This window comes from Bacteroides sp. HPS0048, from assembly GCF_964240755.1.
In the GTDB taxonomy this organism is placed as follows: domain Bacteria; phylum Bacteroidota; class Bacteroidia; order Bacteroidales; family Bacteroidaceae; genus Bacteroides; species Bacteroides nordii.
The window spans coordinates 135,562-157,458 of record NZ_CAXSVC010000009.1; the positions used below are offsets into that span (position 1 = coordinate 135,562).

Here is a 21,897-nt window from a genome sequence, read left to right on the forward strand (position 1 = left end):
TGCCAATGTACCAATTACCATACGACGCGTTATTACAGCACAGCCAATTAACACATCGGCATATTATTTAATTGGCACATTATTTTATTCTAATTCCAGTTCTCCTTTTTTATCCTTATCATAGTAGTTTGCCAACATCGAAAGAAAGCTACTGATAGACTCTATTGCCTTTGTAGTACCTTCGCTCAGCTCTTTCTTTTGCAAACGCAATAACATGACTCCATACAAGGCCTCAAAACAAGTTTCCAGTTCGGGCTCTTCCTTCTTACCGCTTTTACTGCGCAGTTCTACTATAAAAGGTAGCGCTTTGAAGTAAGCAGCATTATAAAACGGAAATTTCGGGGAAGCAAGCAGTACGTTATGCAAATCCGTCAGGTTAATGATGATATTCTTATTAATTTGCAAATGGCCTTTCTCGAGGACATTTTCCTCACGCATCATAGTGATGAGATTGCCATACCATTCACACAATGCCGGCCGGTCTTCTTCCGGATAACGGGCAATGATGTTTTGTTCTACCCGGTCAAGGTCACAACCATTGGCACGAATCAGATCTTCTACTTGCCACATATATATAAGGTATTCGGCAATATTCTTTTCTTTCAGTTGCTGTGCTATTTTCATCTCTTCAATATCTCTTTCTTAAGTTCAATAAATTGATTCTCCCAGCAGGGTATAGATTAATCCCACTACGGATACCAGCATAACAATGCTGCCTATGATACGGTTCAGAATCCAGATACCGCGTAGATTGAACTTTTTACGCACTTTATTGACAAAAAAAGTAATTCCGAACCACCAAGCCAATGCACCTACGGCTATAGCCAGATATCCGGTAATTGTCTCAAACAGCAACACCCCGGGCTGCAAAAAAGCAAAACGGGCAAAAAGACCAATAAACAGAAAGATGATGAGCGGATTGGAAAGAGTGACAGCAAAAGCCGTGACGAAATTATGAAAATAAGAACCTTTGTTAGTAGACGCCGGACGAATGGATTTGACCGGATTGCTACGAAATGTATAAATTCCAAAAAGAAGCAACATAATGCTTCCCAATAATTGCAGATAGAAAATATTTTTATCAATATAGTCGAAGATAAAACTCATTCCGTACCCCGTCAGCAAGGCATAAGCAATATCGCTCAAAGAGGCTCCCAATCCGGTCACGAATCCATACCAACGCCCTTTATTCAAAGTGCGTTGAATGCAAAGGACTCCAACCGGCCCCAACGGAGCAGAGACAATAACGCCGATAGCAAAGCCCTTTATCAGTATATCGAGAATTGTTTCTATCTGATTCATGTCGCAAATATCGCACTTTTTTATGAGACGGACATAGGTTATTAACGTTTTTTCGATTGAGTTTATGCGAGAAAAGTTGTTACGGGCTACAGATTTACAGCCAAACCACCCAAAGAAGCAAAAATGTCACGAACCGTACAGAGCATAATTCGATAACACAAAACCCGCTACAGTCGCATTTAAACCGGGCGGTTCCATCCTGAAGTGATCAGAATCCAAAAACACCTTTTTACAGCATTTACAACATCGCTGTGAAAGCCCCATGAACAAAACTTTTCACCGTAAGTATACAAAAACGCTTAAGTATAAATAGATCAGCTACTACTAAGAGGAGAAAGAAGAAGAAAGAAAAAATACGGGTTACCTTTCATCCAATTACCGGTTGTATGAAAAAACAGCTCATAACTTCAGGATACCAATGAATTTGTTTATCTTTGCACCGTAAAGAAAACGAGACTTATCTTCGTATCCAGAAGAAGCTTCAATCGTTAAATCGTAAATCGTTAAATCGTAAATATAAAACATGATTCTTTTTTTCAGAACCCCTTCCAAGAGTGTGATTGCCGTAGAGAGCAACCAACCGCTCACCCCGGACGATAGTAAGAAACTCTGCTGGCTATTTGGAGAAGCCAAAGCGGAAAGTGAAGAAAACCTGAAAGGTTGTTTCGTTGGGCCACGCCGCGAAATGATCACTCCCTGGAGTACAAATGCTGTAGAAATTACCCAAAACATGGGTATTGAAGGCATCAATCGCATCGAAGAGTATTTCCCCGTGAAAGATGAAAATGCGGATCGTGACCCTATGTTACAACGCATGTACAAAGGATTGGATCAGGATGTGTTTACTACCAACCGACAGCCGGAACCAATCATCCACATTGAGGACCTGGAAGTATACAACGAGAAAGAAGGTCTTGCCCTTTCCAAAGAAGAAATGGACTACCTGCAAAAGGTAGAAAATGATCTGGGACGTAAACTCACCGACTCAGAAGTTTTCGGTTTCGCACAGATCAACTCGGAGCATTGCCGTCATAAAATCTTCGGCGGAACGTTCATCATCGACGGTGTAGAGCAGGAATCATCGCTCTTCCAGATGATAAAGAAAACTACACAGGAAAATCCCAACAAGATTATCTCAGCTTACAAAGACAACGTAGCATTCGCAGAAGGTCCGGTAGTAGAACAGTTTGCTCCGGCAGACCATTCCCAACCCGACTTCTTCCAGATAAAAGACATTAAAAGTGTGATCTCACTGAAAGCAGAAACACACAATTTCCCTACTACTGTAGAACCCTTCAATGGTGCATCTACCGGTACGGGTGGTGAAATACGCGACCGTATGGGTGGCGGTAAAGGTTCATTGCCGATTGCCGGAACAGCTGTTTACATGACTTCTTATCCCCGTACAGACGAAGAACGTAGCTGGGAAGATATCCTACCTGTACGCCAATGGTTGTACCAGACTCCGGAACAGATTCTGATCAAAGCCTCTAATGGCGCAAGTGACTTTGGTAATAAGTTCGGCCAACCGTTGATCTGCGGTTCGGTATTGACTTTCGAACATAAAGAGAACAACGAGGTATATGGCTACGACAAGGTTATCATGCTTGCCGGTGGTGTAGGTTATGGCACACAGCGTGACTGCCTGAAAGGAAAGCCCGAAGCCGGCAACAAAGTAGTTGTCATCGGTGGTGACAACTACCGTATCGGACTCGGTGGCGGTTCCGTATCATCCGTTGATACAGGTCGTTATAGCAGCGGTATCGAGCTAAATGCCGTACAACGTGCCAATGCTGAAATGCAGAAACGTGCCAACAATGTGGTACGTGCCCTTTGTGAAGAAGATGAAAATCCGGTAGTTTCTATCCATGACCACGGTTCAGCCGGCCATGTCAACTGCCTTTCGGAACTTGTTGAAGAATGTGGCGGACTGATAGACATGAGTAAATTACCGATTGGTGACAAAACCCTGTCAGCCAAAGAAATCATAGCCAATGAATCACAAGAGCGTATGGGACTTCTCATCAAAGAAGAAGCCATAGAACATGTGCGCAAGATTGCCGAACGTGAACGTGCTCCGATGTATGTGGTAGGTGAAACAACCGGTGACCATCGCTTTGCTTTCCAACAGGCCGACGGCGTACGCCCGTTTGACTTGGCTGTAGAGCAGATGTTCGGTTCATCTCCCAAAACATACATGATAGACAGGACCGTAGAACGCCACTACGAAATGCCACAATATGAACTCTCCAAACTACACGAATACCTCACAAACGTATTGCAACTGGAAGCTGTGGCCTGCAAAGACTGGTTGACGAACAAGGTAGACCGTTCTGTAACGGGCAAAGTAGCCCGCCAGCAATGCCAGGGAGAAATTCAGTTGCCATTGAGCGACTGTGGTGTCGTAGCACTGGACTACCGTGGCGAAAAAGGCATCGCTACCTCTATCGGACATGCACCTCAGGCTGCACTCGCCGATCCTGCGGCCGGTTCTATCCTATCCGTCAGCGAAGCATTAACCAATCTGGTATGGGCACCCATGGCGGAAGGCATGGACAGCATCTCTCTGTCAGCCAATTGGATGTGGCCGTGTCGTTCTCAGGAAGGTGAAGACGCCCGTTTGTATACAGCCGTAAAAGCATTGAGTGATTTTTGCTGTGCGCTGCAAATCAACGTTCCTACCGGAAAAGACTCTCTGTCTATGACACAAAAATACCCCAATGGCGAGAAAGTAATTTCTCCGGGAACAGTGATTGTTTCTGCCGGCGGTGAAGTGTCTGACGTAAAGAAGGTGGTTTCTCCGGTACTGGTAAACAATGAAAAAACAACACTTTATCATATCGACTTCAGTTTTGACACACTGAAACTGGGCGGATCGGCTTTTGCACAGTCGCTTGGCAAAGTAGGTGACGAAGTGCCTTGTGTACAAGATGCCGAATACTTCCGCGATGCATTTATGGCTGTACAGGAACTTGTAAACAAAGGATTACTCCTTGCCGGACACGACATCTCTGCCGGTGGTCTTATCACTACCTTGCTTGAAATGTGTTTTGCCAACGTAGAAGGTGGTCTTGAAATTAACCTCGACAAGATAAAAGAGACCGATATAGTGAAAATTCTTTTCGCGGAAAATCCGGGTATCGTTATCCAAATTGCCGATAAGCACAAGGATGAAGTGAAAAAGATTCTCGAAGATGCAGGTGTAGGCTATATCAAATTAGGAAAACCAACTGACGAACGCCATATCCTGGTATCTAAAGGAGATGCCACTTACCAATTCGGTATCGACTATATGCGCGACGTATGGTATGCTTCTTCTTATCTGTTGGATCGCAAACAATCTATGAACGGTTGCGCCAAGAAACGTTTTGAAAATTACAAGATGCAACCGCTGGAGTTCGCATTCATGCCGGAATTTAAAGGAAAGTTGTCACAATACGGCATCACTCCGGACCGTCGCACACCAAGCGGTATCCGTGCTGCCATCATCCGTGAGAAAGGTACAAACGGTGAACGTGAAATGGCTTACTCACTCTATCTGGCAGGCTTCGACGTGAAAGATGTAACAATGACCGACCTTATCAGCGGACGCGAGACACTGGAAGATGTAAACATGATTGTTTACTGTGGCGGCTTCTCAAACTCGGATGTATTAGGCTCTGCCAAAGGCTGGGCAGGAGGCTTTCTGTTTAATCCGAAAGCCAAAGAGGCACTCGATAAATTCTATGCTCGCAAAGACACCCTGTCATTAGGTATCTGTAACGGTTGTCAGCTGATGATGGAATTGGGACTTATCAATCCGGAGCACAAAAAGCAAGGCAAGATGCTTCACAACGAATCTCATAAGTTTGAATCTACTTTCATTGGACTGACCATCCCTACTAATCGCAGTGTCATGTTTGGCTCATTAAGTGGTAGCAAACTGGGTATCTGGGTAGCCCACGGAGAAGGAAAATTCTCACTTCCTTACGAAGAGGATAAATACAACGTAGTAGCCAAATATTCTTATGATGAATATCCGGGTAACCCGAACGGTTCAGATTACTCAATAGCCGGATTGGCAAGCGAAGACGGACGTCATCTGGCAATGATGCCACATCTGGAACGTGCTGTCTTTCCTTGGCAAAACGCATACTACCCGGCAGACCGCGTAAACAGCGATCAGGTAACACCATGGATCGAAGCATTTGTCAACGCACGCAAGTGGGTGGAAAAGAACATGAAATAAACTTTTATATTACATTTACATGTCAGAGGCTGTCACTATACAAAGTGACAGCCTTTTTGTTTTCGTAATAACGAAAAAAGACAGCCCCATTTCTTTCTAATATCAGAACAGAAACATCTGCATATTCACATTATGCAACGTTTGAATACATTAGACAAGCAGACATCGCAAAGCGAATCGCTATCTTATGGAAATATTTTGTTATATCAAAAATACTTCTTAATTTTGTGTTTGAATCCCCCTCCCGAAAGCTTAGTTCTGTAACTCTAAATGTCTTACTAACATGAAAAAATGGCTTTTTCTCATATTACTGTTTCCGTTTACTTGCATAGCACAGACCTATAAATACATCGGAGTAGAAGATGGTCTGAGTAACAGACGAGTGTACGCTATCCAGAAAGACCGAAAAGGATATATGTGGTTTCTTACACACGATGGGATAGACCGTTACGATGGTAAAGAGTTTAAACATTACAAATTACAAGATGGAAAAGAAGAAGCAGGTTCTTTACTCAATCTGAACTGGTTATATCTTGATACGGATGGAATCCTTTGGGAAATAGGTAAAAAAGGACGTATCTTTCGTTACAACGCAATACACGACACCTTCATATTGGAATATAAACTTCCTATTGTAGAGAACAAAGACCTCCCTGCACCAGTCAGTCATAGTTTTATTGACGATAACCATAATATATGGCTATGCTGTGATAAGACAATCTATTTGTATAACACAAAATCACAAGAAGTATCTCAACTGAAAAACACCATAGAAGAGACCATCACAGATATTGCTCAAATAGACAAAACACACTTCTTTATCGCTACTGAAGAAGGGATACACTATGCTGAATTAAAAGGAGAAACAATTACTCATATTCACTGTGATAAACTGGACAACATCGCCATTCAAATGAACAAGTTGTATTTCGCCCCCAAGGTGCGAAAACTATACATAGGAACTTTTCAACGTGGTATTTTTGTATATGATATGAATACCAAACAAACCAGTCAGCCCAAAGAAAGCCTCAGCGACATCAGTATAAACTCCATTAAACCCCTGAATAACAAAGAGCTTCTCATTGCCACGGACGGTGCCGGAGTATTCAAAATGAACATGGATTCATATCACACCACTCCATACGTCGTTGCCGACTACAACAAAAATAATGCTATGAATGGCAATAGTATCAATGATATCTATGTAGATGACGAAGAGCGTATCTGGCTGGCAAATTATCCCATAGGTATAACCGTACGCAATAACCGTTACTCAAGCTATAACTGGATAAAACATTCTATCGGAAACAAACAGTCGTTGGTCAATGACCAAGTAAATAGTATCATTGAAGATTCTGACGGCGACCTGTGGTTTGCTACTAATAACGGTATCAGTCTTTATTATTCTAAAACCGGACAATGGCATTCTTTTCTGAGTTCTTTTGATTCAGATCCTCAAAACAAAAACCATATATTCATTACTCTGTGCGAGGTGATTCCCGGGACAATCTGGGCCGGAGGATACAGCTCAGGAATCCACGAAATAAACAAAAGAAACTTGTCTGTAGAATACTTTTCTCCTTCTTCATTTGCCAATCTGAATATACGTTCGGATAAGTATATACGTACCATAATAAAAGACTCACAAGGAAGTATATGGTCGGGAGGATACTATAACCTCAAAAAGATTGATTTAAAAACAAAATCAATACAACCTTATCACGGTTTAAACTCCATTACGGCTATTTTAGAAAAAGACAGTATACAGATGTGGATAGGGACAGCTACAGGGCTATTTCTGCTGGATAAGAGATCAGGAAGTTTTGAACGCATCAAATTGCCAGTTGAATCAACTTATATTTATTCATTATTTCAAGCGCCCAACGGGAGTTTGTACATTGGAACCAGCGGGTCGGGATTACTGATATATGATCCTAAAACAAAGTCATTCACCCATTATTATACAGACAATTGCGCTCTCATATCAAATAATATATATACCATACTTTCTGATAATGAACAAGAAATCTTTATCAGTACAGAAAATGGATTAGTCAGCTTCAATCCACAAATGAAAACATTCCATAACTGGACAAAAGAGCAGGGCTTAATGACTATTCATTTCAATGCAGAATCAGGTATATTACGTAGTAACGACAAATTCATATTCGGAAGTTCGGACGGAGCTGTAGAATTTCATAAAAAAATGAAAATACCAAGAATATATTCATCAAAGATGGTCTTCAGCGATTTTAGTCTCTTTTACCAGACTCTGTATCCGGGAGACGAAAACTCCCCGTTAGAGAAAGATATAGATGAGACTCATACACTAAGATTAAAATATGATCAAAACATATTCTCTATCAAGGTATCGTCTATCAACTACGACTATCCGTCTAACATTCTCTATTCTCACAAAATGGAAGGCTTCTATGATGAATGGAGCCGTCCCGGAAAAGAAAATATCATTCGTTTTACCAACCTTAGTCCGGGAGAGTATACGTTGCGTGTACGAGCTGTTTCCAATGAAGATAAACGGATTGTATTGGAAGAACGTGAAATGAAAGTCATCATAGCACAACCTATCTGGCTTTCATTGTGGGCACTATTATTTTATACAATTCTCATAGGACTAATCAGTGCTATTGTAATTCGTGTCATCATTCTTAGAAAACAAAGAAAAGTGTCGGACGAAAAGATTCACTTCTTTATCAATACAGCACATGATATCCGTACCCCGCTCACTCTGATCAAAGCACCTTTGGAGGAGCTACGTGAGAAAGAACAACTCAGTAAAGACGGTATAGCAAATACAAATACGGCATTGCGTAACGTTAATGCTTTGTTACGACTGACCACCAATCTAATTAACTTTGAACGGGCTGACGTCTATTCTTCGGAACTATATATATCAGAATACGAGCTTAATACTTATATGGAGGAAACATTCAATGCATTCCGTCCATACGCTACAGTGAAGCATATCAACTTCACGTATGAAAGTAATTTCCGCTATCTGAATGTATGGTTTGATAAGGAAAAGATGGATTCAATACTGAAAAACATCATATCCAATGCCTTAAAATACACACCCGAGAGTGGTAGTGTACATATATTCGTCTGTGAAAATGAGGATACGTGGAGTGTAGAAGTAAAGGATACAGGTATAGGTATTCCGGCGAATGAACAGAAGAAGCTATTTAAGATTCATTTCCGGGGAAGCAATGCCATCAATTCTAAGGTGACAGGTAGTGGTATCGGATTAATGCTTGTGTGGAAACTCGTACACCTGCATAAAGGGAAAATACATCTGAATAGTATCGAGCACCAGGGTTCAATAATTAAAGTATCATTCCCTAAAGATAACAAGCAATTCAAAAAAGCACATCTGACGGTAAAAAGCAGGGAGAAGAAAGAAGATGAACAGTCTATCTATAGTAACAGCTCACCGGAAATCTACGAAAATGCCAAAAGCAAACCTAATGAAAATCATCAGCGCTTACTGATTGTTGAAGACAATGATGAGTTACGTAATTACCTGGGACATACTCTCTCAGAAGCATACACCATACAGATGTGTAGCAATGGTAAAGAAGCTCTTACTATTGTAAAAGAGTATAAACCGGAATTAATCATCTCAGACATTATGATGCCCGAGATGCGTGGAGACGAATTGTGCACAGCAATTAAAAATGATATCGAGACTTCACATATCCCTATCATTCTACTCACTGCACTGAACGATGAAAAGAACATCCTTGAGGGATTAAAGATCGGTGCTGATGAGTATGTAGTGAAACCCTTTAATATAGGTATACTAAAAGCAACAATCACAAACTTACTGACTAACCGTGCTTTGTTGCGTAATAAATATGCCAACCTCGAACTGAGTGACAATGAGGAAGAGGAAGAATGCATCAATTGCTCAAAAGATATAGACTGGAAATTCATTGCTACCGTGAAGAAAAGCGTGGAAGACAACATGGATAACCAAGCCTTCAACGTGGATGTGCTTTGCACATTATTGAACATGAGCCGTACAAGCTTTTACAATAAAATTAAAGCACTAACAGATCAGGCTCCGGCAGATTATATCCGCCTGATTCGATTGAAACGAGCTGCCCACCTATTAAAGACAGAGAAATATACAATTACTGAGGTAGCTGAAATGACTGGTTTTAATGATGCTAAATACTTCCGCGAAGTGTTCAAAAGGCACTTCAAAGTAAGTCCCAGCAGATATATGAAGGGAGAAGATAATAAAAATACCAAAGAAGAAGAGGAAGAATATTAATGCAGCAGAATGGAAAAGTATAAACATTCTGCCCACAATATTATACTTAAATAAAATGAATATTTATTTTGAAACATTCGGCATCTTTTTCAAAATAGGTGCTTTTACTATTGGTGGCGGTTACGCAATGGTTCCGCTTATAGAAAATGAAATCGTAACTAAACGAAAATGGATCACCCAGGATGATTTTATTAATCTGTTGGCTATCTCTCAATCAGCACCCGGTATCCTGGCTGTGAATATTTCTATATTTATAGGTTACAAACTAAAAGGAATTCCGGGAAGTATCATCACTGCACTGGGTACTATTCTACCCTCGTTTATCATCATTCTGGCTATTGCCCTGTTTTTCCACAACTTTCAGGACAATGTGATCGTAGAACGGATCTTCAAAGGAATCCGCCCCGCAGTAGTTGCTCTGATTGCTGCGCCTACATTCAGCATGGCAAAGTCAGCACGTATCAGCCGCTACAACATCTGGATTCCTGTGGTCTCCGCATTACTGATTTGGCTACTGGGCTTCTCTCCTATCTGGATTATCATCATAGCAGGAGTAGGCGGATTCTTGTGGGGGAAGCTTAAAAAGAGTGATTAGCGGATTAGTGATTAGTGATTAGTGCCGTGCGGCATTACAGCGCAGCCCACTTATCACTAATTACTAATCGCTTATCACTAATTACTAATCACTTATCACTAATCGTTTATCACTCATTTCATGATTTACTTACAACTTTTCTATACTTTCTTTAAAATTGGGCTTTTTGGCTTTGGAGGTGGATATGCAATGCTATCCATGATACAAGGAGAAGTAGTTACCCGTTACAATTGGGTTAGTTCACAAGAGTTTACCGACATTGTAGCTATCAGCCAAATGACTCCGGGACCTATTGGAATCAATGCAGCAACCTATGTAGGATTCACTTCAACAGGAAGTATATGGGGATCGGTTATAGCAACTTTTGCAGTAGTGTTGCCTTCATTCATTTTAATGCTGACCATCAGTAAATTCTTTCTAAAGTATCAGAAACATCCTGCTGTTGAATCGGTATTCAGTGGACTACGCCCAGCCGTAGTAGGATTACTGGCATCAGCAGCACTCGTACTGATGAATACGGAAAATTTCGGATCACCCACAAAAGACACTTATACATTTGTAATCAGTGTTATTATCTTTCTGATAGCTTTTATAGGGACAAAAAAATATAAGGCGAACCCCATATTAATGATTATAGCTTGCGGAATAGCAGGGTTGATACTTTATTGAATTGACAGTGGACAATTGACAATTGACAGTTACTATGCAGCGTGATACGCAGTCCACTGTCAATTGTCCACTGTCAATTCTTATAGTTTAACTTTCTTATCTACCGATTTGGATTCATTATGCAAACGGTCAAGAGCCGTCACAACATAACGATATTTGGTTTTCCCATTCTCATAGGGCAATTTATAAAAGTTATTGCGGGTAATAGCTACGATGTGTGAAGGGTCATCAATGTTCACCTTTTCCTTATTATCAAAACGATAAACCACATATTGCACAGCTTTATCCATCTCATCTTTAGCTTTAGGAGCCGTCCAGAAGAGCATATAGCCATCGGCCGTCCATACTTTCTTCACTTTACGAACTTTACCAGGCGCTTCATTATCCATAAAGTCAAAAACAGGAACCAGAGCCGGATATTTATGATATTCTTGTACTAATGCATCCCGATACTTACCCGCATTCTCCACCACAGCACTGGCAGGCCATTGACAACTTCCACCAATTGTTTGATAAGCACGCTGTAAAGCCATCTTGCGGGGAAGCTGATTGACAGAAGGATTATTCGGATCGGCATGCTGAACTGTATTCATCACAGACTGACCAATAAATAACGGGCGATTTTCCGTATTCTTAGCCCACCACTTCACCAATGTTTCATAATCGGCACGCGGATGTCCGATCTCCCAATATATTTGTGGAATATTGTAATCTATCCAACCCTGACGCGCCCAAAGAAGAACATCAGCATACAAATCATCATAATTCTGCAGACCATTTGTCTTACTACCCAACGGATCAGTCTTTTCATTCCGGTAAATACCAAAAGGACTGATACCAAACTTCACCCATGGTTTTAGCTCCCGAATAGTTTCATGAATCTTTTTTATCAGAACATTGACATTACTACGACGCCAGTCGGCTTTATTAGTAAATCCGCCACCATAACGGGCAAAACTGGCATCATCAGGAAAATCTTTCCCCGCAATAGGATAGGGATAGAAATAATCATCCATATGAATGGCATCTACGTCGTAACGGGATACAATATCGGTAATAACCATGCAGATATGCTTACGGCTTTCAGGCAAGGCAGGATCGAAGTATAATTGGTTTCCATAAGTAACAAACCATTCCGGATGAATATTGTACACATGATTAGTAGCCAGATCACTATTCAGATTTGTTTTTGTACGGTACGGATTAATCCAGGCATGAAACTCCATACCTCGTTTATGACATTCATCAATCATAAATTGCATAGGATCCCAATAAGGAGAGGGAGCTTGTCCCTGCACCCCCGTCAGAAAACGGCTCCAGGGTTCCAGTTGTGAAGCATACAATGCATCTGCCTCAGGACGCACCTGAAAGATTATAGCATTAATACCAGCTTTCTGCAAAGAGTTCAACTGCTCTATAAGCGTTTGTTTCAGCTTTTCGGCAGGCATACCCTTGAATTGCCCATTAACGGTTTGTATCCATGCAGCACGAAATTCACGTTTCGGATAAGCAGTATCCGGGGTCTGTGCTCCTACTCCCAAAGACAAGAGAAGGACAAACAAAATAGCAAAGGTTCTCAGATTCATATGTTTATTCTCAATCTATTATATAGGGCGCAAAGATAATGCAAACCGAGAGCAGAATAAAAGGAACTCGTTCATTTTTTTATGCCAAGGTGCAGCTTATCTTCGCTTTTCGAGCAAAGATAATACAATCTGCATTATCTGCAACTATCCGACCGGCCATTCCACAACAAAACGTGCCCCATCCGTATAGGTAGTATCCAGGAAGATTTGCCCATCTACAATATCCATTATCTGCCGCGCAACAGCAAGTCCCAGACCTGTGCCTGGAGAGAAAGTATCAATCTTGACAAAACGTTTAAAAATAGAGTTTTTATATTCCACATCAATACCCGGTCCGGAGTCCTCCACAACAAAACACACCATTCGTCTCTGTTTATCTTCATCATACCGAAGACGAATCACTCCGGATTCAGTAAACTTGGCCGCATTGCTTAGAAGAGCAAGGAGTACACGCTTTACCCAAGGATAAACAGCCCGCATGGTCACAGGTACAGACAAGGGTTCATACTGTAACTCAACCCCTTTTCTCAAAGAAGGAAGTACTTCGGAAATACACTCCTTACAGCAGGTATCCACATCCATAATCTGTTTGGGTGCATCTTCCGTTTGAGAGTCCATATCAGCGATATCGATCACATTGCTCACCAAATCAAGCAGATAAGTGTTACTCATTTCTATTTGTTCGGCATATTCCTTCTCTTCTTCTTCACTGATCCCTCCGGCAGCAATCAAAGAAGAGAATCCAACAATAGAGTTCAATGGAGTACGAATTTCATGAGTGATGTGCTGAATAAAAGAGCTCTTTATACGGCTTGCCTTAATTACAGCTTTATTGGCTGCATCGAGTTTCTTGTTCATAGCCAACGTACGAACATAATAATAAGTAAGGATAAGTAACAGAACGAGAATACAACATCCTCCCGTAAGTACTGCAATAAGCCTGTTCTTACTAACCTCAGCACTCAATTCAAGCTTTTCCATCTTCAACTTATCCACATCAAACTGAATTGTATATTTACTCAGTTTATCGTCCAACTCCGCCGAACGTACAGAATCATTCACTTGAGAGTAAGAAGCATATACCTTACAAGCCTCTTTAAAACGCCCCACATTCTCCAGGCATTGCGCCTTATAAAATAAATTAGAAGGATAACAAGCACCAATAGACTTGTGATAATCCTCCAGAGAATCCAGATAAGTCAGTACCTGATTTATATTATTAGCCGTACGGCTACACATAATCTTATATCCAAACCAGGCATCTTTAGCCATACTATCCGGATGTTTCAAATAAAGACTGTCAGCCTCACGAATATACTTCGCAGCTGCCCCCGTTCCCTTCTCGGCAAGAGTGGCAATCACCCGAAACTGTAAGAAACGCATATATAATGATTCGCGCAGTTTCTGTCCGGCAGCTTTCATCTCAGCCGCCAGCTTTTCGATACGATCAAAGTATTGAAGAACATTGGAGTATTCCTGCCGGGAAAGGTAAGTTTGCATTATATTCAGACAGACCACATAAGCGTCTTCATAATACTTGGCATCTTCGAATATTTTAAGAGCATTGTTATAATATTCAATACAGAGTTTCATGTTATTACTAAATATCCTGTGATTATAACCAATACACATTTCACTACAGGCCTGTCCATAACGACTGCGTTTTTTCTCTGCATCTTTATTCAACAATTCAGTTTCGGCAATAGCCTCTTCCTGCCTGCCACTCTCTGTCAATCGCTGAATATACTGACGCCATATCTGATAACGGGCATTATTCTTGTTGCGTCCGGCATGCCAGTTCATTAGTTCATATCCCACAACTTTCAGACTATCAACTTCTCCCAACTGATAATAATGGTCAAACAAGTCACCATAGGCATTCTCTATCTGAGTACTATCATCCAGTTCACGTGCCAATTTCATACACCTGTCATTAAGTACCAGAAAACCCTCTTTAGCAATCATCTGCCGGGCACTATCGGCCAAAATCTGCAAATTCTTTGTTTTGTTTGTACTCCGTAACGGGAGACTGCATAGCAAAAGAAGAATAACTAAACAAGAAATAATCCGGATGCCTTTCATGCGTTAACTCCTTATATTATCAAGATTCAATAAATCGTAACTAAATTACGACTTTAATTAACAGCGTGTTATAATATGTTTCAAAATATAACATATCTTAACCAGTTGAACAAGCAGGCTCCTGCTACGTCCTGACGATAAAATCATTAACTTTGCCAGCCATCTATAGAAAGGACCATTAATATGTCAGAAAATAACTATATATCAATCAAAGGAGCCAGGGTTAACAACCTAAAGAATATTGATGTAAACATCCCCCGCAACAAACTTGTCGTTATAACCGGATTATCAGGTTCGGGCAAATCATCACTCGCTTTTGACACACTCTATGCCGAAGGGCAAAGGCGTTATGTTGAAAGCCTGAGTAGCTATGCCCGCCAGTTTCTGGGCCGAATGAGTAAACCGGAATGCGACTTCATCAAAGGTATCCCCCCTGCGATTGCTATCGAACAAAAAGTAAACAGCCGTAACCCCCGTTCTACCGTAGGAACTTCTACCGAAATTTATGAATACCTGCGTCTGTTGTATGCGCGTGTAGGACGAACATACAGTCCGATAAGTGGTCAGGAAGTAAAAAAGCACTCGCCGGAAGATATCGTGAATTGCATGCTTTCTTATCCGGAAGGTACACGTTATACTGTTCTCACGCAAATACTTCTGCGCGAAGGCCGGACAATAGAACAACAGCTGGAGATAGACCTCAAACAGGGCTTCAATCGTATTGAGGTAAACGGAGAAATGGTACGTATTGACGAATATAAACCAGCCCAAAATGACACTGTATATCTACTGGTAGACCGTATGTCTGCAGCAAGTACCAAAGATGCCATCAGCCGTTTGACAGACTCAGCAGAAACAGCAATGTACGAAGGAGACGGTATGTGTATGCTTCGCTTTTATCTGCCGAATGGAACAACGAAGCTACATACATTCAGCACTAAGTTCGAAGCTGACGGTATCACATTTGAAGAACCGAACGACCAGATGTTTTCATTCAACTCTCCAATTGGAGCCTGCCCTGTGTGCGAAGGATTCGGTAAAGTGATTGGAATTGACGAACATCTGGTAGTGCCCAATCGTTCACTCTCGGTTTACGACGGAGCAGTAGTATGCTGGCGAGGTGAGAAAATGGGTGAATGGAAAGACATGGTAATACGTGGTGCAGAGAAAGCCGGATTACCTATATTTACTCCTTATTTTGAATTGACGGACGAACAACGCCGCATGCTATGGGAAGGTACAAAGTATTTTGAAGGCATCAATGCATTTTTCAGAATGCTTGAAGAAAATCAATACAAGATACAATACCGTGTAATGCTGGCACGCTATAGAGGAAAGACGCTTTGCCCTACCTGCCACGGTACACGATTGAAACCGGAAGCGGGATATGTGCGGTTAGCAGGACGCAGCATATCAGAACTGGTTGATCTCCCTATCACAGAATTACAACAGTTTTTTGATACACTGCAACTGGATAAACATGACACAGAAGTAGCCCGCCGTATCCTGTTGGAAATCAATAGCCGTATCCGCTTCCTTATTGATGTGGGGTTAGGATACCTGACCCTAAACCGGTTAAGCAACTCGCTTTCGGGTGGTGAGAGTCAACGTATCAATCTGGCAACTTCTCTGGGAAGTAGTCTGGTAGGCAGCCTTTATATTCTCGACGAGCCAAGTATAGGTTTGCACAGTCGCGATACAGATCGTTTGATCCGAGTCCTGCGCGAATTGCAGGCATTGGGTAATACAGTCATAGTAGTGGAGCATGACGAAGAAATCATCCGTGCTGCCGATTACATCATAGACATCGGTCCGAATGCCGGACGTCTGGGAGGAGAAGTTGTCTATGAAGGTGATATGAAAGACTTGAAAAAAGGAAGTAACAGCCACACGGTACGCTACTTGTTGGGAGAAGAAGAAATACCTGTACCCGCACACCGACGTCCATGGAACAACTATATAGAAATAAAAGGAGCACGTGAGAACAACCTGAAAGGGGTGGATGTACGTTTCCCATTAAATGTAATGACAGTAGTGACCGGAGTTTCCGGTTCGGGAAAGAGTACACTGGTACGTGACATATTTTACCGGGCACTGAAACGTGAACTGGATGAGTGTAGTGATCGTCCGGGAGAATTCGTTTCTATCGGAGGAGATATCCAGAACTTACGTAATATCGAATTCGTTGACCAAAACCCGATTGGTAAATCTTCCCGTTCCAATCCGGTTACGTACATTAAGGCATACGACGAAATCCGTAAACTGTGGGCAGAGCAACCATTAGCAAGACAAATGGGATATACCGCCGGATTCTTTAGTTTCAATAGTGAAGGCGGGCGTTGCGAAGAGTGTAAAGGGGACGGAACAATCACAGTAGAGATGCAGTTCATGGCAGACCTTGTACTGGAATGTGAATCTTGTCATGGAAAACGCTTCAAAGCAGATACACTGGAAGTAAAGTTCCATGATAAAAATATATATGATGTACTGGAGATGACCGTAAATCAGGCTGTAGAATTCTTCACTGAGCATGGACAAAAGAAGATAGTGAAAAAACTAATGCCACTACAGGATGTAGGTTTGGGATATATCAAATTAGGACAGTCCTCCTCTACCCTGTCGGGGGGTGAAAACCAGCGTGTGAAACTGGCATACTACCTGAGCCAGGAGAAAGCTGACCCGACGCTCTTCATCTTTGATGAACCTACCACAGGTTTACACTTCCACGATATCCGAAAATTACTGGAAGCATTCGATGCACTGATCCGCCGTGGACATACAATTATCATTATTGAGCATAATATGGATATGATAAAATGTGCCGACCACATAATAGATCTCGGACCGGAAGGCGGGGATAAAGGTGGATATATCGTAGCTACAGGAACACCGGAAGAGGTAGCAGCCTGCAAAACAAGCTATACGGGAGAGTTTTTACAAGCAAAGCTTGCTTAAAGAGAATGGAGAAGGGACAAACGCACTGCATCCCCCTGTACCGGGTGGAAAAGAGAGCGTAACAGAAGTATTTTATTTATTGGGAAAGTTATTTGCAAAAAAATAAATAAGAACCGGTAAGAAGTTTACTATTATATACAAATGAGGGTACCCTTTGCGGACACCCTCATTTACATTAATCCTCCATTTCTTCATTGATAATACGACATGTATTCCTTTTAAATACATTCGATTTACGGCAGCATTGTAAAATGTCTCCCGAATCATGAGTTTGGCTTCTTTCATTGTCTCATAAGCACGCTGTATCCTGTAATTAATCAATGCCTTCCGACTTTCTTCATCTAAAATATCTTTCATAATACAATTCCTTCATTAGTAACATTAATATAAAAGGGAGTTTTAAACGGGCGGTTCTCCCAAAGTTTCTTCAGCATAACTATCGGACTGATAGAAACTCCAGTCTTCAGCTCAAGTTCGTAGAGGGGCAATGTGATTGCTTCTTCCTCTTCCAACGTCATTTTTTCACCGTCGAGCAGTATGAGCAGGTCGATGTCGCTGTCAACACGTGCTTCATTTCTTGCTTGCGAACCGTACAATATGGTTTTTGCAGTAGGTGCAACACGTCGAATAATATCTTTTATTTGTTCAATAACTTCTGCTCGTCTCATAACGTCCTCATCTATTGATTACTTGCAAATATACTTTATTTCTTTTAATTCCCAATATATCAAAGAATGCTTTTATAAATATTTCGCGCCATTGCCTTTCCCAATATTCTATCAACTACCTAATATTAAAATCCAACAGTTTTATTCTTCCATTTTTATTCGTCTATTTCTGTGTTTTTATCTTTCTTTGTAAGAAAAATAAAACTATAAATTCACGAACCGAAAACAGAGATGAAAGAGAACTTCGATCACAGTGCCGTACCCTATGACTTCGTCCATTGCCTCAACCAACAATGTCCGCACGCCGTAGAGTGCCTACGCTACCAAGTGGCGCTTCACCTATCTACAGAATGCAATATTATTAGCATTGTAAATCCAGTATATGCCACTTCGGCAGGTAAAGACAATTGTAAGTTTTTCAAAGCAGACAAACTCATGCAGTATACATCAGGTATTACACACCTACTGGATAGCATTCCTTATAGTGACGCAATCGTCATCAAGCAGCAGATGCTCGAATACTTCGGACGAAACTCTTATTACCGCTTCCTGAGAAAAGAACGCCTCATAAGTCCTTCCGAACAGAAATACATCCGGCAATTATTCCGTAAAAGGGGAATAGAAGATGAACCCGTATATGATGAATACCTGGAACGCTATGAGTGGTAGACGAACATAGTAAGACACATACCAATTGGGAACAAGAGTTTCAGAGCGTTTCAATACATTGAGAAAACTTTCTCAACCTGTATAAAACAACTGTTTCAACCTATATGATGCAAGTGTTTCATCTTGTTGAGAAAAGACTCTCAATAGGATGAAACACTTTTCTCATAGTAATAAAACTATCTTCTCAAAGGATTGAAACGGGGCGATAGAAAACAATGGGATAGGAAAGGTCCTCGGTGAAACAGACAAGAAATGTAAAACTGAATATTCAAACGACCCAACCACTGAAATCAGAAGCTGAGATTGACAACTATCTCCAAGATCTGAAAAAGTTGTTAATGAAGTTCATTGATAATAATTATGAGGTGATGGTTAATAAATAAACGAAGTTAAATTTGCACTATCTACAGTGCAAAACAGAATAAAAATTGCACTATTTAGAGTGCTAATGAATAGAAATCATAATTATTATGGAAACAAATCAGATAAAAAAAATAAGACAGAGACATTCTGAAAATAAAACAAATAAGGCAGCTAATTCATTACGAGTTAGTTGCCTTTTTATATCCCTTCTCCATTTACTCAGAAGTAGAATCCGAAACCTATCTTAATACCGAACTTGGATAAATCGCTGTCATTAAAGCGCCATTTGTAGTATACAGCCGGTTCAATGGTTACTGTTTTTGAAAGGAAGTATGCATATCCTGCTTCAATTCCCAGTCCCCATTCCGTCCCGCTATGCCCGCCTTTCATACGATAACGATTCAGATCAATACCTGCTCCTAAATAAACACCTGTTTTATTAAAGTAAAAACGACCACCTGTTCCTATCGTATAAACATCTATCGGTTTACTCCAATCGGCACTGGCTTCTACCATTAAAGCAATACCTTCTGCAAGGAAAGTACCGGCTTTGGCACCAATACCAAACTGTGCCTTCTCACTGTTACTATATGAGAAATTTAATCCGGTCAGTGACGGGTTAATAATCCACTTTCCTTGTTCAAACTGCGCCCGAGCACCTAATGAGGCTACCAACAGGCAAATAACCAATGCAAGTTTCTTCATACATTCATTTCTTTAAGTTATTATAATGTTCTTCTTCACGGCGCCGTTGCTGCATCTTCTCTTTTTTTCTCAACACCAGCCAGAGGGCAAAGACGATGACATATGAAACGGCAAGAGTAACATACTTCTCTGTATCGCTTACTTCCGTATTGCGCGGCAACAAATAGGCAGCCGTCACAGAAACATAAATAAGCAGGGCAAGAGTAACCCCGGTTGATTTCTTTATTTTCTTCATTAGGTCTAAATTAATCATTCAATCTTTTTGAGCCGAACGCCTTTTCCATACAAAAAACCAGATGGTAGCCACTAATGTGCATACTCCCCCAATACTGTAGGATAGCGGATGCGCAAACGCAAGTCCTTCCGGAGCGATACAGATATAAGTAGAACAAACGGCTGTCATAAACAAAGCAGGTATCAGTGTTATCCAGTACGGCTTCTTCGAACGAACCAGATAGACCGTAATAGTCCACAGGGTAAACACGGCAAGCGTCTGATTGGCCCAAGCAAAATACCGCCATATCATATTGAAACCGTCCGCATCACGCAGGCTGTAAAGCAACAGCCCGATAGCCACCACAAACATTGGAATGCAGATGTATAAACGACGGCTCATACTTTTTTGTTCCATTCCCAGAAAATCAGCTACGATAAGGCGAGCTGAACGGAAAGCAGTATCCCCCGAAGTTATAGGTGCAGCAATCACACCCAAAATAGCCAATACACCACCCACAACACCTAACCAGCCTTTCGTTATTGAATCTACAATCACCGAAGCATTGTTCTCTTCCATTCCGTTTTCGTGGAAAAAGTAAGTAGCAGCTGCCGCCCAAATCAAAGCCACAATACCTTCAGTAATCATAGCACCGTAAAAGACAGGGCGACCATGACGTTCGGAAGTCATACAACGTGCCATCAAAGGGCTTTGCGTAGCATGAAAACCAGATATAGCCCCGCAAGCAATACTGACAAACATGATAGGAAAGATCGGTAGTACGGCAGCATCGGGATTGGTATTCTGCAATCCATCCCACAATTCCGGCAAAGCAGGATGATGTACATAAAGCATCACCACAATACCTACTGCCATAAACAACAGTGCAACAGCAAAGATAGGATAGATCTTGCCAATAATCTTATCGACCGGCAACAGAGTAGCAAGGATGTAGTAAGCAAAAACCACTATAATCCAGAAAGTAGCGTCCAGTGATTCCGGCGTAAGTTTGGCAAGTAATCCGGCAGGACCAGCGACAAACACAGAACCTACCAAAATCATCAGAATTACGGTAAAACCACGCATCACCTGTTTTGTCGTCAATCCCAGGTAACGGCCAACGATTTCGGGCAGACTCTCTCCCCCATTCCTTAACGAAAGCATTCCGGCAAAATAGTCATGTACAGCACCGGCAAAAATACTACCGAACACAATCCATAAATAAGAAGAAATACCAAACTTTGCTCCCATTATCGCACCGAAGATGGGCCCTAACCCGGCGATATTGAGAAACTGAATCATAAAAATCTTCCAGGTGGGTAATGGAATATAATCCACTCCATCTGCTTTGGTTAGAGCGGGAGTTTTCCGGTCATCGGGTCCGAAAACGCGTTCCATAAAGCGTCCATAAGTGAAGTACCCGATAATAAGTGCCAATAAGCACAGTGTAAATGTAATCATGGCGTGTTATTCGTTTAACTGTGGCAAATGTAACATAATCCCACGAAACGTACAAGAATACCGACGCTTTTGCTAACTTTGCTGCCATTTATAACAATATTCAAAC

General features: G+C 41.4%; 16 protein-coding genes. 7 read left to right on the forward strand and 9 right to left on the reverse strand.

Going from position 1 to position 21,897, the window contains the following annotated elements; all coding sequences use genetic code 11:
* Window positions 1-84 precede the first annotated feature (84 nt).
* Window positions 85-624 (reverse strand): DUF4924 family protein, encoded by a 540-nt coding sequence (locus ACESQI_RS09680; RefSeq protein WP_278511783.1) that lies wholly within the window; start codon window positions 622-624, stop codon window positions 85-87.
* A gap of 24 nt (window positions 625-648) precedes the next feature.
* On the reverse strand, window positions 649-1,302 hold the full coding sequence (locus tag ACESQI_RS09685; RefSeq protein WP_002561069.1) for a LysE family translocator: 654 nt from the start codon (window positions 1,300-1,302) through the stop codon (window positions 649-651).
* Between the two features lie 523 nt (window positions 1,303-1,825).
* On the opposite strand from ACESQI_RS09685, the gene purL reads away from it, so the two are divergent.
* The 4 genes from purL to ACESQI_RS09705 all read left to right on the forward strand — a co-directional run bounded on the left by purL (window position 1,826) and on the right by ACESQI_RS09705 (window position 11,088).
* On the forward strand, window positions 1,826-5,530 hold the full coding sequence (gene purL / locus ACESQI_RS09690) for a phosphoribosylformylglycinamidine synthase (RefSeq protein ID WP_234130131.1): 3,705 nt from the start codon (window positions 1,826-1,828) through the stop codon (window positions 5,528-5,530).
* A gap of 283 nt (window positions 5,531-5,813) precedes the next feature.
* Window positions 5,814-9,824 (forward strand): two-component regulator propeller domain-containing protein, encoded by a 4,011-nt coding sequence (locus ACESQI_RS09695; protein WP_195660600.1) that lies wholly within the window; start codon window positions 5,814-5,816, stop codon window positions 9,822-9,824.
* A gap of 55 nt (window positions 9,825-9,879) precedes the next feature.
* Entirely contained in the window at window positions 9,880-10,419 is a 540-nt protein-coding gene (locus ACESQI_RS09700) for a chromate transporter (RefSeq protein WP_002561066.1), read from the forward strand.
* 120 nt (window positions 10,420-10,539) lie between these two features.
* On the forward strand, window positions 10,540-11,088 hold the full coding sequence (locus ACESQI_RS09705) for a chromate transporter (RefSeq protein WP_195660599.1): 549 nt from the start codon (window positions 10,540-10,542) through the stop codon (window positions 11,086-11,088).
* Between the two features lie 80 nt (window positions 11,089-11,168).
* On the opposite strand, the gene ACESQI_RS09710 is transcribed toward ACESQI_RS09705, so the two are convergent.
* Both ACESQI_RS09710 and ACESQI_RS09715 read right to left on the reverse strand, forming a co-directional pair.
* Window positions 11,169-12,674, reverse strand: coding sequence for a glycoside hydrolase family 10 protein (locus ACESQI_RS09710; RefSeq protein WP_195660598.1), 1,506 nt, complete (start codon window positions 12,672-12,674; stop codon window positions 11,169-11,171).
* Between the two features lie 144 nt (window positions 12,675-12,818).
* Entirely contained in the window at window positions 12,819-14,756 is a 1,938-nt protein-coding gene (locus tag ACESQI_RS09715) for a sensor histidine kinase KdpD (protein WP_195660597.1), read from the reverse strand.
* 183 nt (window positions 14,757-14,939) lie between these two features.
* On the opposite strand from ACESQI_RS09715, the gene uvrA reads away from it, so the two are divergent.
* Window positions 14,940-17,711: an excinuclease ABC subunit UvrA gene (uvrA, locus tag ACESQI_RS09720; RefSeq protein ID WP_195660596.1), complete on the forward strand. Its 2,772-nt coding sequence runs from the start codon at window positions 14,940-14,942 to the stop codon at window positions 17,709-17,711.
* A gap of 72 nt (window positions 17,712-17,783) precedes the next feature.
* Here the strand turns inward: uvrA and ACESQI_RS09725 are convergent, their stop codons facing one another.
* Both ACESQI_RS09725 and ACESQI_RS09730 read right to left on the reverse strand, forming a co-directional pair.
* Window positions 17,784-18,068, reverse strand: a complete 285-nt coding sequence (locus tag ACESQI_RS09725) for a hypothetical protein (protein WP_025867011.1) — start codon at window positions 18,066-18,068, stop codon at window positions 17,784-17,786.
* Complete coding sequence (locus tag ACESQI_RS09730) at window positions 18,065-18,379, reverse strand: nucleotidyltransferase domain-containing protein (RefSeq protein WP_002561059.1); 315 nt, start codon at window positions 18,377-18,379, stop codon at window positions 18,065-18,067. The genes ACESQI_RS09725 and ACESQI_RS09730 overlap by 4 nt, the downstream gene beginning before the upstream one ends.
* Before the next feature lie 231 nt (window positions 18,380-18,610).
* On the opposite strand from ACESQI_RS09730, the gene ACESQI_RS09735 reads away from it, so the two are divergent.
* Window positions 18,611-19,048: a DUF6078 family protein gene (locus ACESQI_RS09735; RefSeq protein WP_025867010.1), complete on the forward strand. Its 438-nt coding sequence runs from the start codon at window positions 18,611-18,613 to the stop codon at window positions 19,046-19,048.
* Window positions 19,049-19,284: 236 nt separating this feature from the next.
* Window positions 19,285-19,431: a hypothetical protein gene (locus tag ACESQI_RS09740; RefSeq protein WP_155896573.1), complete on the forward strand. Its 147-nt coding sequence runs from the start codon at window positions 19,285-19,287 to the stop codon at window positions 19,429-19,431.
* 199 nt (window positions 19,432-19,630) lie between these two features.
* On the opposite strand, the gene ACESQI_RS09745 is transcribed toward ACESQI_RS09740, so the two are convergent.
* Genes ACESQI_RS09745 through ACESQI_RS09755 form a run of 3 tightly spaced genes read right to left on the reverse strand, consistent with a single transcriptional unit; the run spans window position 19,631 to window position 21,791 of the window.
* On the reverse strand, window positions 19,631-20,116 hold the full coding sequence (locus tag ACESQI_RS09745; protein WP_002561057.1) for an outer membrane beta-barrel protein: 486 nt from the start codon (window positions 20,114-20,116) through the stop codon (window positions 19,631-19,633).
* A gap of 4 nt (window positions 20,117-20,120) precedes the next feature.
* Window positions 20,121-20,351: a hypothetical protein gene (locus tag ACESQI_RS09750; RefSeq protein WP_002561056.1), complete on the reverse strand. Its 231-nt coding sequence runs from the start codon at window positions 20,349-20,351 to the stop codon at window positions 20,121-20,123.
* 18 nt (window positions 20,352-20,369) lie between these two features.
* Window positions 20,370-21,791, reverse strand: coding sequence for a carbon starvation protein A (locus ACESQI_RS09755; RefSeq protein ID WP_007486208.1), 1,422 nt, complete (start codon window positions 21,789-21,791; stop codon window positions 20,370-20,372).
* Window positions 21,792-21,897 lie beyond the last annotated feature (106 nt).

Excerpts from the sequence above, each read along its gene's own strand:
- ACESQI_RS09685 (WP_002561069.1), bottom strand. The coding sequence starts at position 1,302 with ATGAATCAGATAGAAACAATTCTCGATATACTGATAAAGGGCTTTGCT.
- ACESQI_RS09680 (WP_278511783.1), bottom strand. The coding sequence starts at position 624 with ATGAAAATAGCACAGCAACTGAAAGAAAAGAATATTGCCGAATACCTT.
- ACESQI_RS09730 (WP_002561059.1), bottom strand. The coding sequence starts at position 18,379 with ATGAGACGAGCAGAAGTTATTGAACAAATAAAAGATATTATTCGACGT.
- ACESQI_RS09755 (WP_007486208.1), bottom strand. The coding sequence starts at position 21,791 with ATGATTACATTTACACTGTGCTTATTGGCACTTATTATCGGGTACTTC.
- ACESQI_RS09715 (WP_195660597.1), bottom strand. The coding sequence starts at position 14,756 with ATGAAAGGCATCCGGATTATTTCTTGTTTAGTTATTCTTCTTTTGCTA.
- purL (WP_234130131.1), top strand. The coding sequence starts at position 1,826 with ATGATTCTTTTTTTCAGAACCCCTTCCAAGAGTGTGATTGCCGTAGAG.
- ACESQI_RS09705 (WP_195660599.1), top strand. The coding sequence starts at position 10,540 with ATGATTTACTTACAACTTTTCTATACTTTCTTTAAAATTGGGCTTTTT.
- ACESQI_RS09725 (WP_025867011.1), bottom strand. The coding sequence starts at position 18,068 with ATGAAAGATATTTTAGATGAAGAAAGTCGGAAGGCATTGATTAATTAC.
- ACESQI_RS09745 (WP_002561057.1), bottom strand. The coding sequence starts at position 20,116 with ATGAAGAAACTTGCATTGGTTATTTGCCTGTTGGTAGCCTCATTAGGT.
- ACESQI_RS09750 (WP_002561056.1), bottom strand. The coding sequence starts at position 20,351 with ATGAAGAAAATAAAGAAATCAACCGGGGTTACTCTTGCCCTGCTTATT.
- uvrA (WP_195660596.1), top strand. The coding sequence starts at position 14,940 with ATGTCAGAAAATAACTATATATCAATCAAAGGAGCCAGGGTTAACAAC.
- ACESQI_RS09710 (WP_195660598.1), bottom strand. The coding sequence starts at position 12,674 with ATGAATCTGAGAACCTTTGCTATTTTGTTTGTCCTTCTCTTGTCTTTG.
- ACESQI_RS09700 (WP_002561066.1), top strand. The coding sequence starts at position 9,880 with ATGAATATTTATTTTGAAACATTCGGCATCTTTTTCAAAATAGGTGCT.
- ACESQI_RS09735 (WP_025867010.1), top strand. The coding sequence starts at position 18,611 with ATGAAAGAGAACTTCGATCACAGTGCCGTACCCTATGACTTCGTCCAT.
- ACESQI_RS09695 (WP_195660600.1), top strand. The coding sequence starts at position 5,814 with ATGAAAAAATGGCTTTTTCTCATATTACTGTTTCCGTTTACTTGCATA.